The sequence below is a fragment of the Paraburkholderia xenovorans LB400 genome (assembly GCF_000013645.1).
In the GTDB taxonomy this organism is placed as follows: Bacteria; Pseudomonadota; Gammaproteobacteria; order Burkholderiales; family Burkholderiaceae; genus Paraburkholderia; species Paraburkholderia xenovorans.
In genome coordinates, this window is the sequence record NC_007952.1 from 2,840,165 (window position 1) to 2,859,003 (window position 18,839).

The 18,839-nt window shown below is 62.0% G+C and carries 15 protein-coding genes; 6 read left to right on the top strand and 9 right to left on the bottom strand.

Annotated elements, in window-relative coordinates; genetic code table 11:
• Positions 1-88 precede the first annotated feature (88 nt).
• The gene (locus tag BXE_RS34460) at positions 89-1,135 is read right to left on the bottom strand and encodes a phytoene/squalene synthase family protein (protein ID WP_011492744.1); all 1,047 of its coding nucleotides are present in this window, start codon (positions 1,133-1,135) and stop codon (positions 89-91) included.
• A 347-nt stretch (positions 1,136-1,482) separates the two neighbouring features.
• Here BXE_RS34460 and BXE_RS34465 point away from each other — a divergent pair, with 347 nt between their 5' ends.
• From BXE_RS34465 to BXE_RS34480, 4 genes are all read left to right on the top strand, one after another.
• The gene (locus BXE_RS34465) at positions 1,483-2,958 is read left to right on the top strand and encodes an ATPase domain-containing protein (protein ID WP_011492745.1); all 1,476 of its coding nucleotides are present in this window, start codon (positions 1,483-1,485) and stop codon (positions 2,956-2,958) included.
• A 6-nt stretch (positions 2,959-2,964) separates the two neighbouring features.
• Positions 2,965-3,315: a response regulator gene (locus tag BXE_RS34470; RefSeq protein WP_011492746.1), complete on the top strand. Its 351-nt coding sequence runs from the start codon at positions 2,965-2,967 to the stop codon at positions 3,313-3,315.
• Positions 3,316-3,526: 211 nt separating this feature from the next.
• Positions 3,527-4,549, top strand: coding sequence for a dicarboxylate transporter/tellurite-resistance protein TehA (gene tehA / locus BXE_RS34475; protein WP_011492747.1), 1,023 nt, complete (start codon positions 3,527-3,529; stop codon positions 4,547-4,549).
• A 97-nt stretch (positions 4,550-4,646) separates the two neighbouring features.
• Positions 4,647-5,525, top strand: a complete 879-nt coding sequence (locus tag BXE_RS34480) for a LysR family transcriptional regulator (protein WP_011492748.1) — start codon at positions 4,647-4,649, stop codon at positions 5,523-5,525.
• Positions 5,526-5,529: 4 nt separating this feature from the next.
• On the opposite strand, the gene BXE_RS34485 is transcribed toward BXE_RS34480, so the two are convergent.
• Together BXE_RS34485 and BXE_RS34490 are read right to left on the bottom strand one after the other, a co-directional pair.
• Positions 5,530-5,784 carry a hypothetical protein gene (locus BXE_RS34485; protein ID WP_011492749.1) on the bottom strand — a complete coding sequence of 85 codons (255 nt, stop codon included), beginning with the start codon at positions 5,782-5,784 and terminating at the stop codon, positions 5,530-5,532.
• 48 nt (positions 5,785-5,832) lie between these two features.
• The gene (locus tag BXE_RS34490; RefSeq protein WP_011492750.1) at positions 5,833-6,336 is read right to left on the bottom strand and encodes a lecithin retinol acyltransferase family protein; all 504 of its coding nucleotides are present in this window, start codon (positions 6,334-6,336) and stop codon (positions 5,833-5,835) included.
• A 471-nt stretch (positions 6,337-6,807) separates the two neighbouring features.
• Between BXE_RS34490 and BXE_RS34495 the strand changes: the two genes are divergently transcribed.
• Both BXE_RS34495 and BXE_RS34500 read left to right on the top strand, forming a co-directional pair.
• A complete protein-coding gene (locus BXE_RS34495) occupies positions 6,808-7,095 on the top strand; it encodes a hypothetical protein (RefSeq protein ID WP_040125171.1) in 288 nt (95 codons plus the stop codon).
• Between the two features lie 5 nt (positions 7,096-7,100).
• A complete protein-coding gene (locus tag BXE_RS34500; RefSeq protein ID WP_011492752.1) occupies positions 7,101-7,871 on the top strand; it encodes a PP2C family protein-serine/threonine phosphatase in 771 nt (256 codons plus the stop codon).
• 24 nt (positions 7,872-7,895) lie between these two features.
• Here the strand turns inward: BXE_RS34500 and BXE_RS34505 are convergent, their stop codons facing one another.
• From BXE_RS34505 to BXE_RS34530, 6 genes are all read right to left on the bottom strand, one after another.
• Positions 7,896-9,251 carry a sigma-54 interaction domain-containing protein gene (locus tag BXE_RS34505; RefSeq protein ID WP_011492753.1) on the bottom strand — a complete coding sequence of 452 codons (1,356 nt, stop codon included), beginning with the start codon at positions 9,249-9,251 and terminating at the stop codon, positions 7,896-7,898.
• Complete coding sequence (locus BXE_RS34510) at positions 9,251-12,307, bottom strand: peptidase domain-containing ABC transporter (RefSeq protein ID WP_011492754.1); 3,057 nt, start codon at positions 12,305-12,307, stop codon at positions 9,251-9,253. Before BXE_RS34510 ends, BXE_RS34505 begins: the two co-directional genes overlap by 1 nt.
• Before the next feature lie 67 nt (positions 12,308-12,374).
• Complete coding sequence (locus tag BXE_RS34515; protein WP_011492755.1) at positions 12,375-13,127, bottom strand: peptidylprolyl isomerase; 753 nt, start codon at positions 13,125-13,127, stop codon at positions 12,375-12,377.
• A 37-nt stretch (positions 13,128-13,164) separates the two neighbouring features.
• The gene (locus BXE_RS34520) at positions 13,165-14,538 is read right to left on the bottom strand and encodes an HlyD family efflux transporter periplasmic adaptor subunit (RefSeq protein WP_011492756.1); all 1,374 of its coding nucleotides are present in this window, start codon (positions 14,536-14,538) and stop codon (positions 13,165-13,167) included.
• On the bottom strand, positions 14,516-17,098 hold the full coding sequence (locus BXE_RS34525; RefSeq protein ID WP_011492757.1) for an FHA domain-containing protein: 2,583 nt from the start codon (positions 17,096-17,098) through the stop codon (positions 14,516-14,518). Before BXE_RS34525 ends, BXE_RS34520 begins: the two co-directional genes overlap by 23 nt.
• A gap of 229 nt (positions 17,099-17,327) precedes the next feature.
• Entirely contained in the window at positions 17,328-18,782 is a 1,455-nt protein-coding gene (locus tag BXE_RS34530; protein ID WP_011492758.1) for an efflux transporter outer membrane subunit, read from the bottom strand.
• Positions 18,783-18,839 lie beyond the last annotated feature (57 nt).

Below are 18,839 nucleotides of genomic sequence, written 5' to 3' on the forward strand. Positions count from 1 at the left end.
TGCCTATGAGACAGACGGACTATCCGTCGGGATACGGCGAAGGCTTTTCATCGAGCCGCAAACGGTTCACGAGGTTCAGAAACGAGGTTCAGAAACGCGCTTCGATCTGCCTGATTCTCCGTTCGACCGCGTGGCGCACCAGTCCATTCGAAGGCACCAGCAACAGCGACGAAGCGATGATCTGATACACCTTGTTGCGCCGCACCTTGGACACTTTCTGCGGATCGAGCCAGGCGTCGTTGTCCGCCAGCAGGATCAGCGTCTCCAGGCCGATCAGAATCGGCCACAAGCTCGCGAGACGCAGCCGTACGGCAGACGCGGGAATGGCCAGCGTATAGTCGAGGGCCTCGCGGAAATGATCCACGGTCTTGCGCAGAAGCTCGATCATCAGCGGCCTGGCACGCACGGAGTTGTCCGGCCGCAGCAGGTCTTGCGGGCTCAGACCATATCGGTCGAGCATGGTTTGTGGAAGGTAGCAGCGGCCGATCCGCAAATCCTTGCCGCAATCACGCAGCACGTTGGTCATCTGCAGCGCCTTGCCGAAACGCACGCCGCGCCGCGCCATGACGTCGGCCCGTTCCTTCAGCGTGCCCGGCATGTGCGCGTATGTCATCGTGGTCCAGAATTCGCCCACGCAACCCGCCACCAGATAGGTGTAGCGGTCGAGTTCGTCATATTCGCGCAGCGCCGCGATCTGGCCGGAACGTTCGTCGGGGAAGGTGCGAAGGTCGAATTCCATGCCCTCGGTCAGCGTCGATACGATCTCGCGCACTGCCTTGCGGTCGAATTCGTTCAGTTGCGACAGCACGTCGAGCGCGGGGCCGAGCGATTCGAGCAGGACTTTCTCATCCGACTGGACCTGCTGCCCCGCCACTTCGGCGGCCATGCGCTGAAACAGCGCGGCGTCGTCCGTTGCGCCGTTCACCTGTTCACGCAGCGACAGCAGCAGGGTAAGCCGCCGTTGCGGCGCGATCAGCGAGGTATCCGCAATCGTGTCGGCCGCACGCGCCAGCAGGTAGGCAAGTCCGATTGGGTCGCGCATCCCGGCGGGCAGCACGCGCAGCGTGAGGTAGAAGGAGCGTGAAACGCCTTTCAGGAGCGGGCCGAGAAGAAAGGCCCGGGTCGGATTCGGCATGGATGGGATCAGGTCAGGATTGGCGAAAAGCGGCCACGAATCTGGCGCTGCCGCATTGTATACGGCGCGGCGCTTCTTCCCGTCACCTTACGTGGATTGAAAGACTTGCCCGCATGCCGGCGCTCAGCTCGGGCCGTCGCGCCCATTCGCCGCACGTCCCGCATGCGCCGCCCGGTTATTGCCGTTCGCCAAGCCGGCCGCCGCCAGGTAGAATCCCCGGCATCCATGCCGATGTGCGGCGTTGCCGTCCCGCAGTAGGAACGCGAATTGCTGGCGTATGTAGTTTGAGCAACAGACGGTTCGGGGACGAACGGTCGCTTCTGCACACCTTGAATGACACTTCGACAATGACTATCCACGAATCTCCGGCGTCTTCCCGATCCAATGTCGAAACAGGCGTCCCCGGTTTCGACGAGATCCTGGGCGGAGGTCTGGTCCGCGGCGGCGTCTACCTGCTGGAAGGCATGGCGGGCGCCGGCAAGACGATTCTGTCGAGCCAGATTGGTTTTCATCGTGTAAGCCAGGGCGAGAAGGTGCTGTATATGACCTTGATCGCCGAATCGCACGACAAGCTGCTCGGGCATCTCAAGGGTCTGAGCTTCTTCGACGAGAACGCGGTCGCACAGCAGATGCTGTTCGTGTCCGGCTATCACGAACTGATGCAGGACGGTCTCGACGGCTTCCTCAAGCTGATCGCCTCGAGCATTTACGACTACCGCCCGAGCCTGATGATCATCGACGGCTTTCGCAGCGCGCGCGAATTCAGCGAAACCGAGTTGTCGCTGTCGAAGTTCATTCATGAGCTGAACGCGCTGGTCGCGGCTATGGATTGCACCACCTTGCTGCTCGCCCCGCTCTCCGGTAACGAACCGCATCCGGAACATACGCTGGTCGACGGCCTGATCGAGCTGAACCGGTACAGCGACGGCATGCGCCGCGCGCGCGAAATCGAAGTCCACAAGATGCGCGCGCGCAATCACCTGATGGGCAAGCATTTCTTCCGCATTGCCGAAAGCGGGCTCCTGATGTTCCCGCGTATCGAAGCACAAAGCGCGGGACAGCCGGGTCCGGTGGATCTGAAAACGCGCCTCGGTTTCGGCCTGCCGCATCTCGACGCCCTGCTCGGCGGCGGCTTTGCGCAAGGCTCCACGACTACCCTGATAGGACCGTCGGGCGTCGGCAAAACGCTGCTATGTCTGCAATTTCTCGCTGCCGGCATCGCGCGCGGCGAACGCTGTGTGTATCTCGGCTTTTACGAAGGACCCCAGCGGTTGATCGGCAAAGCCGACGCCGTATCGATCAGGCTCGCCGAAGCGCATGAAGACGGCCGGCTCGCGATCCAGTGGCAGCCGGCCATCGAGTTGGCCGTCGACGAACTCGCGGCCACCGTGCTCGCCACGGTCAGGAAGATCGGCGCGTCGCGCATCGTCATTGACGGCGTGGAAGGTTTCCGCGATTCGGCGTTGCGCACCGAGCGCTTCGGCCTGTTCCTGAATGCACTCCTGCATCAGCTTCGCGAAGCCTGCGTCACCACCTTGCTGACAGAAGAACTGCCGCTTTACGCCGACCCCGGCCATGCGAAGAGCGTGCGGGTCTCCGCGCTGACTGAAAATCTGCTGCTGCTGCGCTACGCCGAAACGGAGGCCGGTCTGCGGCGCATGATTTCCGTGGTCAAGCAGCGTGAAAGCGCCCACGACACTTCCCTGCGAGAGCTCGTGATTTCGTCTCACGGTCTCGACGTGGTCGAAAACCTGGGGAGCCCCACCGGCGCGTACCCGGCAACAGGCCTGTCGGCCACGCTGCCACCGCGGCGAAATACGTAGCCGCCCATGAAAACCATCCTGGTCGTGGACGACGAGTTCGACATCCTCACGGTGTGGCGGCTGCTGCTGGAGCGCCACGGCTACACCGTGCTGATCGCGTCGAACGGGGCAGCCGCACTCGAACAGATACGCAAGACCCGGCCCGACATCATCGTGTCGGACTGCATGATGCCGGTCATGTCGGGGCTGCAATTGTGCGCGGCGCTGAACGCCGATCCCGATCTGCGCACCATTCCGATCATTCTTTGCAGCGCGGCCGCGGATATCCCCGTGCAGCCGAATCCGACCATCGAATACGCACGCAAGCCGCTTTCGTTCGACACGCTGCTGGCGATGCTTCAGCGCATGGCCGTATAAAGCGGCGCCGGACCTCGCCGAAAGCCGCGACCAAACGCAACGCAACGCGGCGCAAACCCTCCTGCCGATACCGCTTCCGGCATCTTGAGACGATCGCGCCATTTGTTGAGCGCGCCCAGCGTTCCGCGTTCCACCCCCGCCTTTTACAGTACGTCATCGATCGCGCGAAGCCGGAACACGGGAGCGCGACGCAATTTTCGGAGGATCGGTGATGAACAGCAATCGTGGGACGATTCCAGTTGCTTTCTTCGGTATCGCGGTGGGCGCGCTGGCGTTCGCCAACTTGTGGCGCGTAGCGATCAGGCTCTGGCATCTGCCGGCCGCCATCGGCACCTTGACGACAGCGGCCGCACTCGTCGTGTGGCTGGTGATTCTGGCCGCATACGGCCAGAAGTGGCTGACGCATGCCGCCGAAGCCCGCACGGAAATGCAGCATCCTGTGCAGTCGTCGTTTGCGGCGCTCGGCCCCGTTTCGACTCTGCTCGCCGCGCAGCTTCTCCAGCCCTACGCGCATGCTTTGGCGCTCGCGCTGTTCGGCGTGGCCATAGTCGCGCAACTCGCGCTCGGCGTGTATTTGCATGGACGGCTCTGGCAGGGCGGCCGCCAGCCCGAACTGGTGACACCTGCCATTTATCTGCCGACCGTGGCACCGAGCTTCGTGGCGGGCACGGCTGCGGCCGCCTTCGGGTTCCATCAACTGGGCGGGCTTTTTTTCGGTGCGGGTTTGCTGTCGTGGCTGGCGATCGAATCGCTGATCCTGCACCGCGCCGCCGTGCATGAACCGCTGCCCGACGCATTGCGCCCGTTGCTCGGCGTGCAACTCGCGCCGCCGGTGGTAGGCGGCGTGACCTATCTGAGCCTGAGCAGCGGCACGCCCGACCTGTTCGCCCTGGCCCTGCTCGGTTACGGCCTGTATCAGGCGCTTCTGCTGTTGCGTCTGCTGCCGTGGATTCGCCAACGGGCTTTCGTGCCGGGTTACTGGGCCTTCAGCTTCGGCGTGGCAGCACTGCCGACGATGGTCCTTCGGATGGTCGAACGAGGCGCGACGGGTCCGCTCGAATGGGCCGCGCCGGTTCTGTTCGTCGCGGCGAATCTGATCATCGCGATTCTGGTGGTGAAGACGCTGGGTTTGCTGGTGCACGGCAAGCTGATTCCCGCCATCGTCACCGCGGCCGCCGGTTCGCGGCCCGTACCGCAGGCGCCGGCCGCCTCACGTATCTCACGGGCCGGCTAGATCGGCGGAACGGATGGAGCGAGGCTATCGGAATTCGGCCGGCCGCTGACAAACGATGATAAGTTAGCCAACTCACAAAAAATCTTATGCCTTCGCCATGAGACCGTATCTTCCGCTGAACGCGCTGCGCGCTTTCGAATCGTCCGCGCGGCATCTGAGTTTCACGCGCGCGGCGCTCGAACTGAACGTCACCCAGGCCGCCGTCAGCCAGCAGGTCAGAACCCTGGAGGAGCGCCTCGGCACCGCGCTTTTCAAGCGTCTGCCGCGCGGCCTTGCCATGACCGATGAAGGTCTCGCGCTGCGTCCGGTGCTGACCGATGCGTTCGATCGCATCGAAGCCGTACTCAAGCAATTCGAAGGCGGCCACTTTCACGAGGTGCTGACGGTCGGCGTAGTGGGCACGTTCGCGGTGGGCTGGCTGATGCCGCGCCTGAAGTCGTTTCGCGACGCGCATCCGTTCGTGGAACTGCGCCTGCTGACGAACAACAATCTGGTCGATCTCGCGACCGAAGGCCTCGACTTCGCGATCCGCTTCGGCGACGGCACGTGGCCCGGTTCGCTCGCGAGCCGCCTGCTCGACGCGCCGCTCGCGCTGCTGTGCACGCCGGAGATCGCCGCGCGTCTGTCCAAGCCGGAGGACCTCGCCAACGAGACCTTGCTGCGCTCCTATCGCGCCGACGACTGGATGAGCTGGTTCGCGGCCGCCGGCATTCCACCGCGGCCGATTCGCGGGCCGGTATTCGATTCGTCACGATTGATGGTGGAAGCGGCGATGCAGGGCGCGGGTATCGCGCTTGCACCCGCATTGATGTTCGATCACGAGATCAACACAGGCCGGCTGGTGCGCCCGTTCGAGGTGGAGGTTCACGCCGGCAGTTACTGGCTGACATGGTTGAAGGGCAAACCCATGACGCCGGCGATGCTGCTGTTCAATCAGTGGATCATCAAGGAAGCGGCCGCCCAGGCGCCGAATTAACCGGCTAGCAAAGCGCCGTGCGGCGATGGCCGTTCATTGCGGGCCGTTCGGCTTGCGGCGGGAACACATTCCACGAGCCGTCGTCATGACGGAAGAAGAAGATCGACAGCAGCCCGCCTGGCCGCAACGCTTCCACGCACACATAGCGCTGATGTTGCGATGCGCGGTGGCAGAACTGCACGACACGTGCGGGCATCGACGGGGTTGGCGCGAGCCATTTATCCACAGCCCAATGCAAGCTCTTTTCTGCGGCAGCCATGATGTTCTCCTTGAATACCTGTATCACTGAAATGAGGGGGATGCCCGTTCACGCCATCTGCACGGAACCCTGAGCGCCCTTCGCACTGCTTTCCACGAAAGCCTTCACGAGGCACACCAGCGCATGCATTCCGGTGCGCGGATGGCGCAGGCAGCAATGCACCTGTTCGCTACGGCTTTCGCCGAGCAGACACCACGAGCAGAAGTGCTCGCAGTTGTTGGTGAGCAGGCGATAGTGGTTTTCGCCGAGGCGGGAGCGGGCGCGCCGCACGGCTTCATCGCCGACGTAGCGGGCGGACGGAGTCGGACGGATCGACAGCGGGTGGCCGGCGGCGAAGCGTTCCAGTTCCACTTCCTCAACCGGGCCGCGATGCGCTGAACTCGCAAAGCCCGCGTAATGAACCACGCGGCCATTGCCCACATAGATACCGTGGTGTTCGTAACCGCGACGTTGCGTGACGAGATGTGCGCCGATCGGCAGGTCGATGGTGGACGCGGCGTCGCGGCGGTCTTCGCTGCTTTCGCTGCTCGTCTGAAGAGGGTTTGTGTTCATGGCTGGCCTCGCTTCGATTTCCAACACTGCTGCGAGGTTATTTGCATCATCCGGGCCATGCGCGCGGAAGCCTTTATTTAAAGGGTTTCGCGGGAAATTGGATCGTTGCGGATGCAATGAGTGTCCGTTGCCAGCCGACAGAATGTCGGCCGAAGTGTTGGCGTAGGGCGCTCATTCGTCACGGCTGCGCGAGGTGGGAGCGCGTCGATTAAAGAGGACGGGTGAAACGCCTCCATGTGTTGGGCGCAGTATCGGTTCAATCCCGAGCTTGTTGGGCGCCAGCCGACCCATGACTACGCGCCTCACCATGCGCGGGATATGCAAGCACGCGGAATCGCCCGGCAATCAAGGCTTCACGCCAAACCGCGCGAATCGTCCGCGAATTGGCATGGCACTTGCACCATATCGCCCAGACTCATTCAAACCGCGCGTCACCGCGCGCGTTACACACGCGGCCAACCGGAGAACGACATGGCTTCTATCACAGTGAACGACCTCTCGCTGAACCTCGCGCTGGACCGTAAAGCGATGACAGCGATTCGCGGCGGCGGTGGCGCACCGTGGGTGTACGGCTGGATCCAGCCTTATGTCCGCAATACGCCGAGCATTGGACCTGTCGTGAACCTGTACGACGTGACCAACAACTTCTATGCTAACCAGATGATCAACACGTTCCAGTCCATCGACGTACGCAACGCCGGCGCGAACTCGAACATCACTGTCGCCCCCGACGCACGCAGCAGAAACGATACGGTGTAAATGTTGTGACCTGTGCGAGCCAATTTCGCTGGACGTCGTCCGCGCGTTCCGACGCCGGACGCGTCCGCGAAATCAACGAAGATGCCTGCCTCGACCAGTCCGGGCTAGGACGCTGGGCCGTCGCCGACGGCATGGGCGGGCACGCGGTCGGAGATCTGGCGAGCCGTCTGGTGATCGATGCGCTCGGCCGGCTTACCTCGCCGGTCAGCATGAAGGCCTTCGTCGCCGACGCGCGCGCGCGCCTGCAAAGCGCCAATCGTCAACTGCGGGAAGAAGCCGCGCGCCGCCAGGTGCAAAGGATTGGCAGCACGGTCGTGGTGCTGCTCGCCTGCGACCGCTTCTGCGGCTATGTGTGGGCCGGCGACAGCCGCCTGTATCTGCTACGCGAAGGCAGCTTGCGGCAGCTCACACGCGATCACAGTCAGGTCGAAGCGCTCAAGTCGCTCGGCGTGATTACAGAGGAAGAGGCGCGGCACCATCCGGCGCAGCATATGATTACGCGCGCTGTAGGCGCGACAGACGTGCTCGAGCTCGACGACGATGCCATCGAAGTCGTGGACGGCGACGTCTTCCTTCTCTGCAGCGACGGCCTGAGCAACGAGGTCAGCGAAGAAGACATACTCGCCGTGCTGAGCAACGCGGCGTGCGCGAACGCCTCTGAAGAACTCGTCGACCTGGCGCTCGCGCGCGGCGGCCGCGACAACATCACCGCCGTGGTCGTGCGCGCCGAAGATCCCAACGCATCTGACAAAACCCTGCTGAACCCGGCACCCTGAGCGCATCGTCTTCGCGCTGCGGACTTACGTCTCGCCTTCTTCGTCGTCGTGATCGTCCGCGCCGTTCCTGGTCGCGGCCGGCTGATTACGGTTGCGAAAATCCTTTGAATGCAGACCATGCTTCTTCAGCAGCATCTGCAGATGCGAGCGGTTCATGTCGATACGGCGGGCCAGTTCCGCAACCGTGCCGCTCACTTCGCGAAGGCCGCGTTCGAGAAAGGCCTTTTCGGCGTCGTCGCTGGCGGCGCGCTTGGCGTCGCTCAGCGACATCAGGTTCGTCACGCTGATTGGCTCCTGCCCGGTTGCGCCCGGTGCGTTGAACGACGCGGCAGAGCCGGGCGCCGCCGGCCGCATGTCCAGCGGCAAGTGATCGATATCGGCCATATCGCCGGCCAGACACGAGACGCGATACATCACGTTGCGCAGTTCGCGGATATTGCCCGGATATGCATAGTTCAGCAGAAAGTCCCGCAGACGCGGCGTCATCCGCACAGGCCTGCGCTTCAACGTGCCGGCCGCTTCATCGCCGAACCACGCAATCAGCAATGGAATTTCATCGCGACGCTCGCGCAGCGGCGGCAGCGTGACATGAATCACGCTGAGCCGGTAAAACAGATCCTCGCGAAACTTGCCCTCTTCGCTGAGTTGCCGCAGATTGCGATTGGTCGCCGCGACGATGCGCGTATCCACCGCAATCGTTTCGTCTGAGCCGACGCGCTGAATCTCATGCGCTTCCAGCACGCGCAGCAGCTTCACCTGGCCGGCGAGCGGCAACTCGCCGATCTCGTCGAGAAAAATGGTACCTGTATGCGCGCTTTCGAATTTCCCCTTGCGGTCGTTTGAAGCCCCCGTGAACGCGCCTTTGCGATGCCCGAACAGTTCCGACTCCAGCAGATTGTCGGGAATCGCGCCGCAATTCACGGAAATGAACGGTTTGTCGGCACGCGAGCCGTTGGCGTGAATCACCTTCGCCATCAGTTCCTTGCCGGTGCCGCTTTCGCCGTCGATCAGCACGGGTAGATCGGTCGGCGCCGCTTTTTCGGCAATTTCGAGCGATTCGAGCAAACGCGGATTGTCGCCGAACGTCCCTTCGAAAATGAAGCTGCGTTCGAGCAGTGCTTTGCGCCGCGCACCGCGCGATTGATCGACGCGCTCCTGCGGCTCGGCGGCCACTGCCGCCTGCACGAAGCGCTCCTTGTGCGATAGTTGCATCACTTCGTCGCGCAGCGAGGTGGCTTGCCGCAGCAGTTTGTCGACGTCCGCGCGCTCCAGCCGCGACGACCAGCGCAACGTGGAGCGCAAAATCTCGATCCGCTCGATCAGCCCCGCATACGAAATCGCGGGGCTGGCCTCTTCAATCTGGTCGAGTATCTTCATCATCACGCACTCAACTGTTTCTGGACCAGCTGGTAATACATGCCGCCGCGCTGAATCAGCTCTTCGTGACGGCCCTGTTCCACAATCGCCCCTTCGTACAGCACGAGAATCTTGTCCGCACGCATGATCGTGCTGAGCCGGTGCGCAATGATCACCGCCGTGCGGCCTTTCAGAATGTCGTGCATATTGCCGAGAATATTGCTTTCCGATTGCGAGTCCAGTGCCGAAGTCGCTTCGTCGAATACCAGTAGTCGCGGATCGTGATACAGCGCCCGCGCAATGCACAACCGTTGGATCTGCCCGCCGGACAAGCCGATTCCGCGCTCGCCGACAATCTGCTCGTAGCCAAGCGGCATCTTGCTGATGAACGCGTGCGCGTCGGCCATCTTCGCCACTTCCTCGATGCGGCGCCGATCGGGCGCATCGTCGCCGCTCGCGATATTCTCGGCAATCGTGCCGGAAAACAGCAGGTTGCTCTGCATCACATAGCCGATCTGCGCGCGATAATAGGCTTTATCGACCACGCCGAGATCGTAGCCGTCTATCGTCATCTTGCCCTCGGTCGGCGTGTAGAAGCCGACCAGCAACTTGGCGAGCGTGGTCTTGCCCGAACCGCTGCGCCCCACGATCGCCACCAGTTCACCCGGCTTGATGTCGAAGCTGATGTTTTCGAGCACGTAGGCCGAGTCGTTTTCGCCGTAACGGAAATAAACGCCGCTCAGACTGATTTCGCCCTGGAGTTCGGGCAGCATCACACGCGAGGGCAAATCCTGTGGCTTCTGCTCGGGTTCGATATCGAGCACATCGCCAAGGCGTTCCATTGCCACGCCCGCATCGTTCAGCATGCTCCACAAGCCGACCAGGCCCATTAACGGACCCAGTACACTGCCCATGAATGCGTTGAACGCGATCAATTGGCCAATCGTCATTTCACGCGCCAGCACGAGATTCGCGCCGACCCAGAGAATCGCAATCGTCGTCGCCGCATTCAGCAACTGACTGCCGAGTCCCACGAGAATGTTGAACGCATGCGCGCGATATTGCACTTCGAGCGCCTTTGCGTACTTCTTCTCCCAACGCAAGCGCACCGGCCGTTCGATACCCATGCCCTTGATGGTCTCCACGCCGGCGAGGGCTTCCATCAGAAACGACTTCGATTCGGTCGACGCGGTGAACACTTCGCGCGCATAGCCCTTGATCTTCGGCGTGGCGATCGCGGTCAGCGCCATGATCGGAATGATGAACGCAATCAGCACCAGTGTCATCTTCACGTTGTAGACGAACATGATCGTGAAGTAGATGAACACCATCAGCAGGTTCAGCGCCGTGGTGACGGTGGATTCGGTCAGGAAAGCGCGGATCGTCTGATTCTCCTGGAAGCGCGCGAAAATGTCGCCGGTCTTGCGCTTGGCAAAGAACGAGAATGGCAGCGACAGGGTGTGCTTGAAGAACTGCGACATCATCGCGAAGTCCATATTGCGCACCATGAAATTGGCCAGATAGGCGCGAATCGACGACATCAATTGCGAAAAGACATTGGCAATAATCAAGCCGCCAATCAGCAGATGCAGCAGGCTGACATTCTGATGCACGATCACGCCGTCCAGAATGTTCTGGATAATCAGCGGCGGAATCACGCCCAATACCTGAATCACGAAGGTGGCGAGAAACAGGTGGCCGAGAATCTTCTTGTACGGCGTGAGGTAGCCGACAAAACGAATCCACGGTGAACGCGCGGCAGACATTTGCAGCAGATTCGGCCCGCCGGTAAACAGCAGACAGGTGCCGCTCCAGCCGCGTTCGAAATCTTCGACGGTCATCTTCCTGAAGCCGACCGCCGGGTCCGCCACCCACACATAATCTTTGGAGAGCCCGTATACCACCACATAGTGGTAACCCTCCCAGTGCACGATGAACGGCAGATCGAAGCCGCGCAACGAATCGAACGTGCATTGCACGCCGCGCGCCGTGAAGCCGAGCGATTCACCCGCTCGCGCGAGACTGTCGAGCGTGGCGCCCTGAGTGGTGACGTTGGCGAGTTCGCGCAATTTGCCGAGCGTCATCGGAATGCTGTAGTGGCGGCATATCATCGCAAGGCACGCCGCGCCGCAATCCATTTCTTCGGCCTGTTCCACCAGCGCGAAGCGTTTGATGACCTTCTCGCCGAACTCGGGTTTGGTCTGCAGATCGAGCATGAGCGGCAGCTTGCGCCGTTGTTCGAGCCGCTTTTGCCGCTGCAATTCACGGTCGCCGTAACGGATCCGCTCGTCGAGTACTTCGCGCAGCTTCGGATTGCGTTCGAGAATAAAATGGACCGTGCGCTCGGGAATCACCAGTAGCCGCGTATCGGCCGTCGCGACAACCGAGGCCATCTGCTCCTGGCGCATCAGGCACGCTTTCTCGCCGAATATCTCGCCTTCGCCGAGCGTGGCGAGCGTGTAGTCATGACCTTCCTCATGCCGGACAATACGCACTTCGCCCTGCCGCACCACATACAGCCGCCGGTCCTCGCGTCCGTCCTGCTTGAGAATCTCCTTGCCCGCCGCAACCCGTTTCACGCCAACGCTGCGCACATACTCTTCGAGTTCCGCCTTGTTCAGCTTGCCGCGCAGATCGAACAGTTGCGCGACGAAACCGCCCGCCGAGTTGATCGCCACATAACTGGCGACGAACGCCAGCGCGGCCTGATTGCCGGCGATCACCGGTTCGATCGCGGCGCGCGGAATGAACAGCAACTCGGTTTTCGCCGACGCCCGCACCGACGCTTCGTGAACATAGGCGCGCAACATCGCGATATCGGCGAAGATCTCGCCCGATTTGCGCACCCCCATGCTGGTTTCCTTGCCGTGCTCCTCCGTGAAAATTCGCACGGAGCCCGAGCGAACCACGTATAGCCCGTCGGCCGTCTCACCCGCGGAGCAGACCGTTTCGCCGAACGAATAGAAGCGCGCTTGCGCATAGTCGGCAAGGCGCTCGATCTCGTCGCGCGAAAACGGCGAAAGAATTTCCACCGAGGTCAGAAACTCGGCTGCGGAAGGCGCGGTCTGGGGTGCATCCATGTGCTTGCGGACCTCGAATCGGCGTGTCGTGGCGTTGTTTCAATGCGGCGTGCGGCGCGCGACGGGGCTAACGCGCTTCGATCACGTGTTCCTGCGCGCGTGCGATCAGCCAGCTTTCGCGCAGCAGCCGTCTGACTTCTGCGGCTACGTCGGCGTCCAGCGTCGCGGGATATTTGGCCGTGACGGCGAAAATCTCGAAGCATGAGCGATCCGCCGATGGAAAGGGCCCCAGCAGGTCGCCCACCGCCGCGTTGAAAATCTTCGCTTCAATATCGGGCTTCAACGAGCCGCGCAGCACCTTGCCGATCACGCCGCCCGCCTCGCGCGTGTCCGCAATCGAGTGCTCGCGCGCCATGTCGGCGAAACTGTCGGGATCGTCGTGCAGATACGAAATCATTTCCTTCGCCTTGCCCTCGCTGTCGAGCACGATATGACTCACCTCGATCGCGTCGAACTTCGGCGAATTCAGCGCGAAGTAATCCTTGATCGCAGCCTCGTTGCCGATCTCGTCGAGCATCTTCTCCTGATACAGCCCGTCGGTAATGAAAGCCTCGAACTCGTCGAGACTGACGTTGAGCGCGTCGAGGTACTGATTCATATCCGTCGCGCGATGCAAGCCGCGCACGCGGCGGAATTGATCGGCGCGTTGCTGGATTTCGTCGGCGCTCACGGTTATGCCCTGCTTCTTCGCCGCGTGAACCGTGAGCTTGTCGCGCACGATCTGCTCGATCAGGCTTTCGAACTGGCCGGTCAGTTTCAGAAGACGAATGAACTCGCCCACGTCCACGACTTCGTCATCGATTCGCACTATCGCGGTCATTTCATCCGCTCCTTTAATTGACGTGTGATCCGCGCGGTCAACCCGCCACCTGCCTGAACGGATCGAGACCCAGGTCGATCAGGCGGCGCTCGCGCACCACGATCTCGGCGCTTGCCGTCATGCCGTAGCGCAACGGATAGCGCGTGTCGGCAATCTGGTAGTAATCCTTGTCGAGCGTGACGCGGCCTTCGTAGACCGGCTGCTTGTCCGTCGACGACGGCTTGGTGGCCGGCGAAATATAGGCCAGCGTGCCGTTGATCAGCCCATAGCGCTGATAGGGAAACGCATTGAATTTCAGCTTGACCGGCAGGCCTTCGTGCAGGAAAGCCCGATCGTGTTCGGCAATTTCTATTTTCAGCACGGGCCGTGCGTCTTTCGGCGCAATGCCGCCGAGCGGCGCGTTCGCCTGAATCTTGTCGCCGCGCTGCGTCGACGTCACGTCGGTAATGACGCCCGAAACCGGCGCGAGGATCAGCAGAAAATTGTCCTTGTCGATATTCTCGAAGCGAATCCGCGCGGCCGCCTCGGACACCAGCCGCGCGCTTTGCAGTTGCAGGCGCAACTTGTCTTCCGCGTCGGTAATGTCGCGCACCGCCGAATCGTATTGAAGCTGCAGGTCGGTGGTCTGCTGGCCACTGGTTTCCAATTGCGCATTCGCCTGTGCGTATTCGTGGCTCAGGCGGAAATCCAGCTCCGCGAGTTTTGATTGCGCGACACGGTACGCGTTATCCGCTTCCATCGCCGCAGTGCGTTTCTGCTCCACCTGCAATTCGGCGATACCGCCTCCGCCCGGCTGCGCGAACAGCCGCGAATAGCGGTCCAATTCCTGACGTGCCGCTTCACGCGTGCGACGGGCATTGTCGAGCACGCTGCGCGCTTCGTCGAGTTCGGCTTTCTGCCCTTCCGCCAGTTTGGTCGTGCCTTCGGAGACGCGATTTTCGTGCTGGCGTGCTTCCACCTCCATCTGCGCCTTGAGCGCGGCCGCCTTACGCTCCATCAGCGCTTTCTTCTCGGGGAACTGCTTCCAGTCGCGCTCGGCGTCTTCCAGCTTGAGTTGCGCTTGCAATGCATTGCTGGCGGCCTCGATCGCACCGCGCGCATTCAACCGCGCCAGCACATCGCCTTTCGATACGGGTTGCCCCTCGGCGATATACAGATCGGCAAGCTCGCCGTCGATCGGCGCATAGATCCGGCGCACCTCCGATTCCGGCGACAGGGTGCCTTGCGCGCTGACGATCACATCCGCACGCCCCACGAACGACCACAACAGGCCGACCACGACCAGCGCGACCATCGCCCAGATCAGCGCGCGCGCAATCCTCACCGGCTCCGCCGTGAGAATCGCAATGCCCTCGACGCTGTGATCTTCCAGCGCCTCCGACAACGGTCTAGGGTGACTGTCGCGCTTCACTCTGCTCGCCTCCGATCAATGCCAGCTTCGCTTTCAGAAGCCCGGGATCCAGCACCATGCGCAGTTCCGTCAGCGAACGGCGCTGCAAATTCGCTTCGGCTTCGATATCCGCAAGCAGACGGTCGAAGTCGGCGGGATGATCGGCCTTCAGTTGCGTGTAGATGCGCATGCCCTGTTGCGCCGACGTTTGCGCATCGGAAAGCAGACGCGCCTCGCTGCGAAATCCCGATGAAATACCGCCTTCGAGACGTTGCGTGCCGCCGATCGATCCACCGGCGCGATATTGTTTCCACAGACTCTGCGCGCGCAACAGCAGATCTTGCGCACGCGCCAGTGCCTTGTCGTGCAACGCGGCTACGTCTTTCTGGATCGACTGCAGGAACCACACGTCCGTTGCCGGATCGAGGCTCGCGTAGAACGACAGCAGGCGCTGGTCGTAATCCTTGTCGCCGCGCGTCTTTTGCAGATTCGCGTATTGATCGAGAAGGGCTTTCTTGCGCACCAGTTCGGTGGCGAGCACATCGGACCACGGCCCGGCGGGCATGGCCCGCAAACCTGCCAGCGCCTGCTGTGAGTCGCCGCGCTGCCATGCCGCCGTCACCGCGTCGTGGCGCGCAATCACATCAGCGGAAGGCAAACGGCTGGCCGCCAGTTGTTGAAACTGCGCCTGAAAAGGCGGCGTGCCGAAATGCACCGATTTCAGCATGGCGAGCAACGGCGCCAATTGCCGGCTCAGCGCGGCATTCAGCAGGTCCGTGTATTGGCGCAAATCCTGACGCACCCGGTCAATGCCAGCGAGACGCGGATAGCGCTGCGCGTAATCGTCGAGCACGGGCGGCAGCGCGTCGGGTTTGTCGCGCGCCAGTTCGGTGCGAATCGTCCCGTTCAGGCGATCGATCGCGGCGAGGTAGACCGAGTCGTCGCTTTCGAGTTTGCGCAGATGGCTCAGCGCCTGCGCATAAGGGTCGGCGAATACGGGTACATAGGAAGCGATGCGGTCGAGCGCGCGCTGGTGACTCTTCGCGTCGTCTTCCCAGCGTTGCAGGAGGTTGCCGATCGTGCCCTCGTCCGTGTACATGCGAATCGGCGCATCCATGCCGCCGCGTCCCGCCACGAAGCGCTCCAGATCACCGACCCATTGCAATTCGCCAATCAGCGACGCCGCATCCGCATTGTTCGCGCTCAACGACTTCATTTCTTTGAGCAGTGCATCGGCCTGATCGAACTGTGCCTTTTCCAGCGCGTTCAGCCAGTCGGGGAGTTTCGCCTTCAACAACGCCTCACTCGCGAGCGCGCTGACTTTCGTGTCCGCGGGATGGCTCGCCAGATAACCCGTTGCCGTGGCCACCGCACTGCTGTAATCGCCGCTGGCCAGCAGGTTCTTCAACTCGCGCTCCGACGAACCACGCATATATAGCGTCGATGCAATTGCAATCAGCGCCACCACGCCGACGCCGCCCCAAATCGCAATGCGCCGCACGCTCGCGCGATCGCCGATCGCAAAGGCCTTGCCGAGTTCGCCCGCGACCAGACGCCAACGGCGCGGCCTGCGTTTCGCCGCTCCCGCATGTGCGGCTCCGTTCGCACCGTTCGCACCGTTTGTCCCGTTCGCTCTTTTTTCCGTACCTGTCGGCGTATCGCGTTTCGCATGCGCGGAAATAGGCTGCGCCGCCTCGTTGACTTCGTCTTCGCGCTGCAAGCCGGGATCGACGCAAAAGATATCGAGGAAGGAATGCGCGGCGCCGACGAACGTGGTCTTGTCGGGATCGGCCGCTTCGGCGGCGGCCGGATTGAGGAATAGCTGGGTCACGGTGGGCTCGACTTCAGGGGGCTTCTGCAGCGTCACCCTGTAGACGAAGTGATCTCCGCCAAATGCAACGACGTCTCCCTCTACGAGCGGCAGCGCGGATTCGTCCAGCCGCTTTCCGCCGACGAATGTGCCGTTGGTGCTGCCCAGATCTTCGACGTAAAGCTCGCCGCCCTTCAGAAAGATATGCGCGTGACGCCGCGAAATGTAATTGACCTGATGCGGATAGCGGTCCTTGTAGCGCGAAAACACGTCGTCCGACTTGCTGACAAGAAACGGAAACGCCTGCACCTCGATGGGTTGCAGGCCGAGGTCGTCCCGCTGCGGCACCAGCAGCAGTCCCGGCGGGATGGGCGAGCCGGCGGCCGCGACGATACGCGCGCGCGGCTCGATGCTGACCCGGTAGCAGAGTTCGCCGCCAAAGCACAGTTCATCGCCGGCGCGCACGCGTGCCGGTGTTTGCCGCACCGCGACGCCATTCACCGTCGTGCCGTTCTTGCTGCCGAGATCGGCCACGTACACCGCGCCGTGTTCCGTGAAAATCCGCGCATGACGGCGCGACAGACGGGCGATCTGTTCCGCCGGATAGTCGGTAAAGGGTGCCTCGCTGCGCCCGATTGCGAACAGGTTGTCGACGATCCGGATGGCGTAGAGCGCGGGACGTTGCGCGGACGCAGCCGGCGACAACACCACGTCGAACGCAGCGTCTTCAGTCGCGCGCATCTCAGCAATCGGAGCTTCGCCGGCGGCCATTTTATCTGGATCACTAAGCGTTTACCCGTTGCGCCGGATGCGCAGCGGAAACGGGACGAAGGACTACGGCGGAAAGATATTGTTCGAGTGAGCCGTGCATGAGCGGGCTCCTTAAAGATTGTAAGTCACGCATGGCGAGTGTCAATTTTCCGATCGTCGGTTATGAAGGCAACGGGTGCGTCAGATACAGCCGAAATACCCCCTGCCGCGCGCCACGTTGCGGATTAGCTCAGTGTTCCTTTACTTCTGCCTGAACATTGACGCTCGGCCAGCCGCCGCCCAGCGCCTTATAAAGCAGCACCGTGTCGGACAGAATCTGCTGATGGTTGGCAAGCAGTTCCTGCTGCGCATCCAGCAAGGTCCGCTCGGTTTCGAAGACCTCCAGTTGCGACACCACGCCGAGCCGCAATTGCGACTGGATCTGGTCCGCCACGATTTGCAACCGCGACACCTCCTGCTGCAACTCCACGCGCTGTTGCTTGTGCGAATTCACATTGACGAGTGCGTTTTCCACTTCCTCGAACGCGCCCATCACCGCCACGCGATATTGCTGTTCGGCGACCGTCGACTGCGCTTGCGTGACTTTCACATGCGCCCGCACGCCGGGATCGAGCAGCGGGATGTTGATGCTGGGCATGAAGCCGTACGTGAACGATTTCAGCAGATCGGTCAGCGCGAAACTCGCTGTGCCGCCGTGCCCTGTCAGGCTGATACTCGGCAGTTGGGCAAGCTTGGCTTGGCCCACAAGGTCGTAGGCCTCCAGCACCCTGAACTCGGCGGCCACCACGTCGGGGCGCCGCGCCAGCAGTTGCGCGGGCAGGCCATCTGGCACGGGCGGCAGTTGCACGCGCTGCTGCAAATGCCCCTTGGGCATCTGGAACTCGCCCGCCGGCACGCCGATCAGCGTGCACAGCGCGTTGTTGGCGAGCGCGCGCGAACGGCGCAGATCGAGCAACTGATTGGTCAGGCGGTTGATCTCCGCCTGCTGGCGCAATACCTGCGTTTGCGGCACGAGGCCGTTGCGGCGCTGGCCGTCGTAAATCGTGAGGATCTGGCGGTTCGTTTCGAGTGTTTTCTGCTGCTGCTCGATCTGGTCGTCGAATTGCAGAATCTGGAAATAGGTGCTGGAAACATTCGATACCAGTTCGAGGTAACCGGCGCGCCAGTCGGCCTCGCTGGCGTGAAATTCCGCCTTTTGCGCCTGCACGCCTTTTTCGACTTTGCCCCAGATATCGATATCCCAGTTCACCTGCGTCGCCACGTTGTACTGCCTGGCGAAGGTTTGATGCGTGGTCTTTTCGAAATCGGCGCCGGCACCGAGATCCATCGTCGGCAACGCGCCCGCTTTGGCTTCGCCAATCTGCGTGCCGGCCACGTCGATACGCGCGGCCAGCACCTTGATATCGAAGTTGCCGGCAATCGCTTTGGCGATCAGCGTGTCGAGATAGGGATCGTGGAAGCCTTTCCACCAGTCGGGTTCGATCGTCGCGGCGGCGGATACGGGTGCGCCCTTCTGATCCGACCAGGACGCCTTGGCTGGCGTGTCGGGACGCTTGTAGTCGGGCATGCTGACATCGATACAGGCCGACAGCGAGAGCACGCACGCCGTAACCGCGCAAACGCAGCGCAGCGCCGAGGTCTTGCGGAACAGGCGCTGACGAACTGATGAAGGCAACGCTGACACGATGGTCTCCGATGACGCCCACTTCGTTGCACGAGGAGAACGCGCCCTTCAAGTAAA

What these genes read in the sequence shown, in the direction of transcription:
- tehA (WP_011492747.1), top strand. Translation starts at nt 3,527, where the DNA reads ATGAACAGCAATCGTGGGACGATTCCAGTTGCTTTCTTCGGTATCGCG.
- BXE_RS34505 (WP_011492753.1), bottom strand. Translation starts at nt 9,251, where the DNA reads ATGATGAAGATACTCGACCAGATTGAAGAGGCCAGCCCCGCGATTTCG.
- BXE_RS34510 (WP_011492754.1), bottom strand. Translation starts at nt 12,307, where the DNA reads ATGGATGCACCCCAGACCGCGCCTTCCGCAGCCGAGTTTCTGACCTCG.
- BXE_RS34465 (WP_011492745.1), top strand. Translation starts at nt 1,483, where the DNA reads ATGACTATCCACGAATCTCCGGCGTCTTCCCGATCCAATGTCGAAACA.
- BXE_RS34525 (WP_011492757.1), bottom strand. Translation starts at nt 17,098, where the DNA reads ATGGCCGCCGGCGAAGCTCCGATTGCTGAGATGCGCGCGACTGAAGAC.
- BXE_RS34470 (WP_011492746.1), top strand. Translation starts at nt 2,965, where the DNA reads ATGAAAACCATCCTGGTCGTGGACGACGAGTTCGACATCCTCACGGTG.
- BXE_RS34460 (WP_011492744.1), bottom strand. Translation starts at nt 1,135, where the DNA reads ATGCCGAATCCGACCCGGGCCTTTCTTCTCGGCCCGCTCCTGAAAGGC.
- BXE_RS34485 (WP_011492749.1), bottom strand. Translation starts at nt 5,784, where the DNA reads ATGGCTGCCGCAGAAAAGAGCTTGCATTGGGCTGTGGATAAATGGCTC.
- BXE_RS34515 (WP_011492755.1), bottom strand. Translation starts at nt 13,127, where the DNA reads ATGACCGCGATAGTGCGAATCGATGACGAAGTCGTGGACGTGGGCGAG.
- BXE_RS34490 (WP_011492750.1), bottom strand. Translation starts at nt 6,336, where the DNA reads ATGAACACAAACCCTCTTCAGACGAGCAGCGAAAGCAGCGAAGACCGC.
- BXE_RS34480 (WP_011492748.1), top strand. Translation starts at nt 4,647, where the DNA reads ATGAGACCGTATCTTCCGCTGAACGCGCTGCGCGCTTTCGAATCGTCC.
- BXE_RS34495 (WP_040125171.1), top strand. Translation starts at nt 6,808, where the DNA reads ATGGCTTCTATCACAGTGAACGACCTCTCGCTGAACCTCGCGCTGGAC.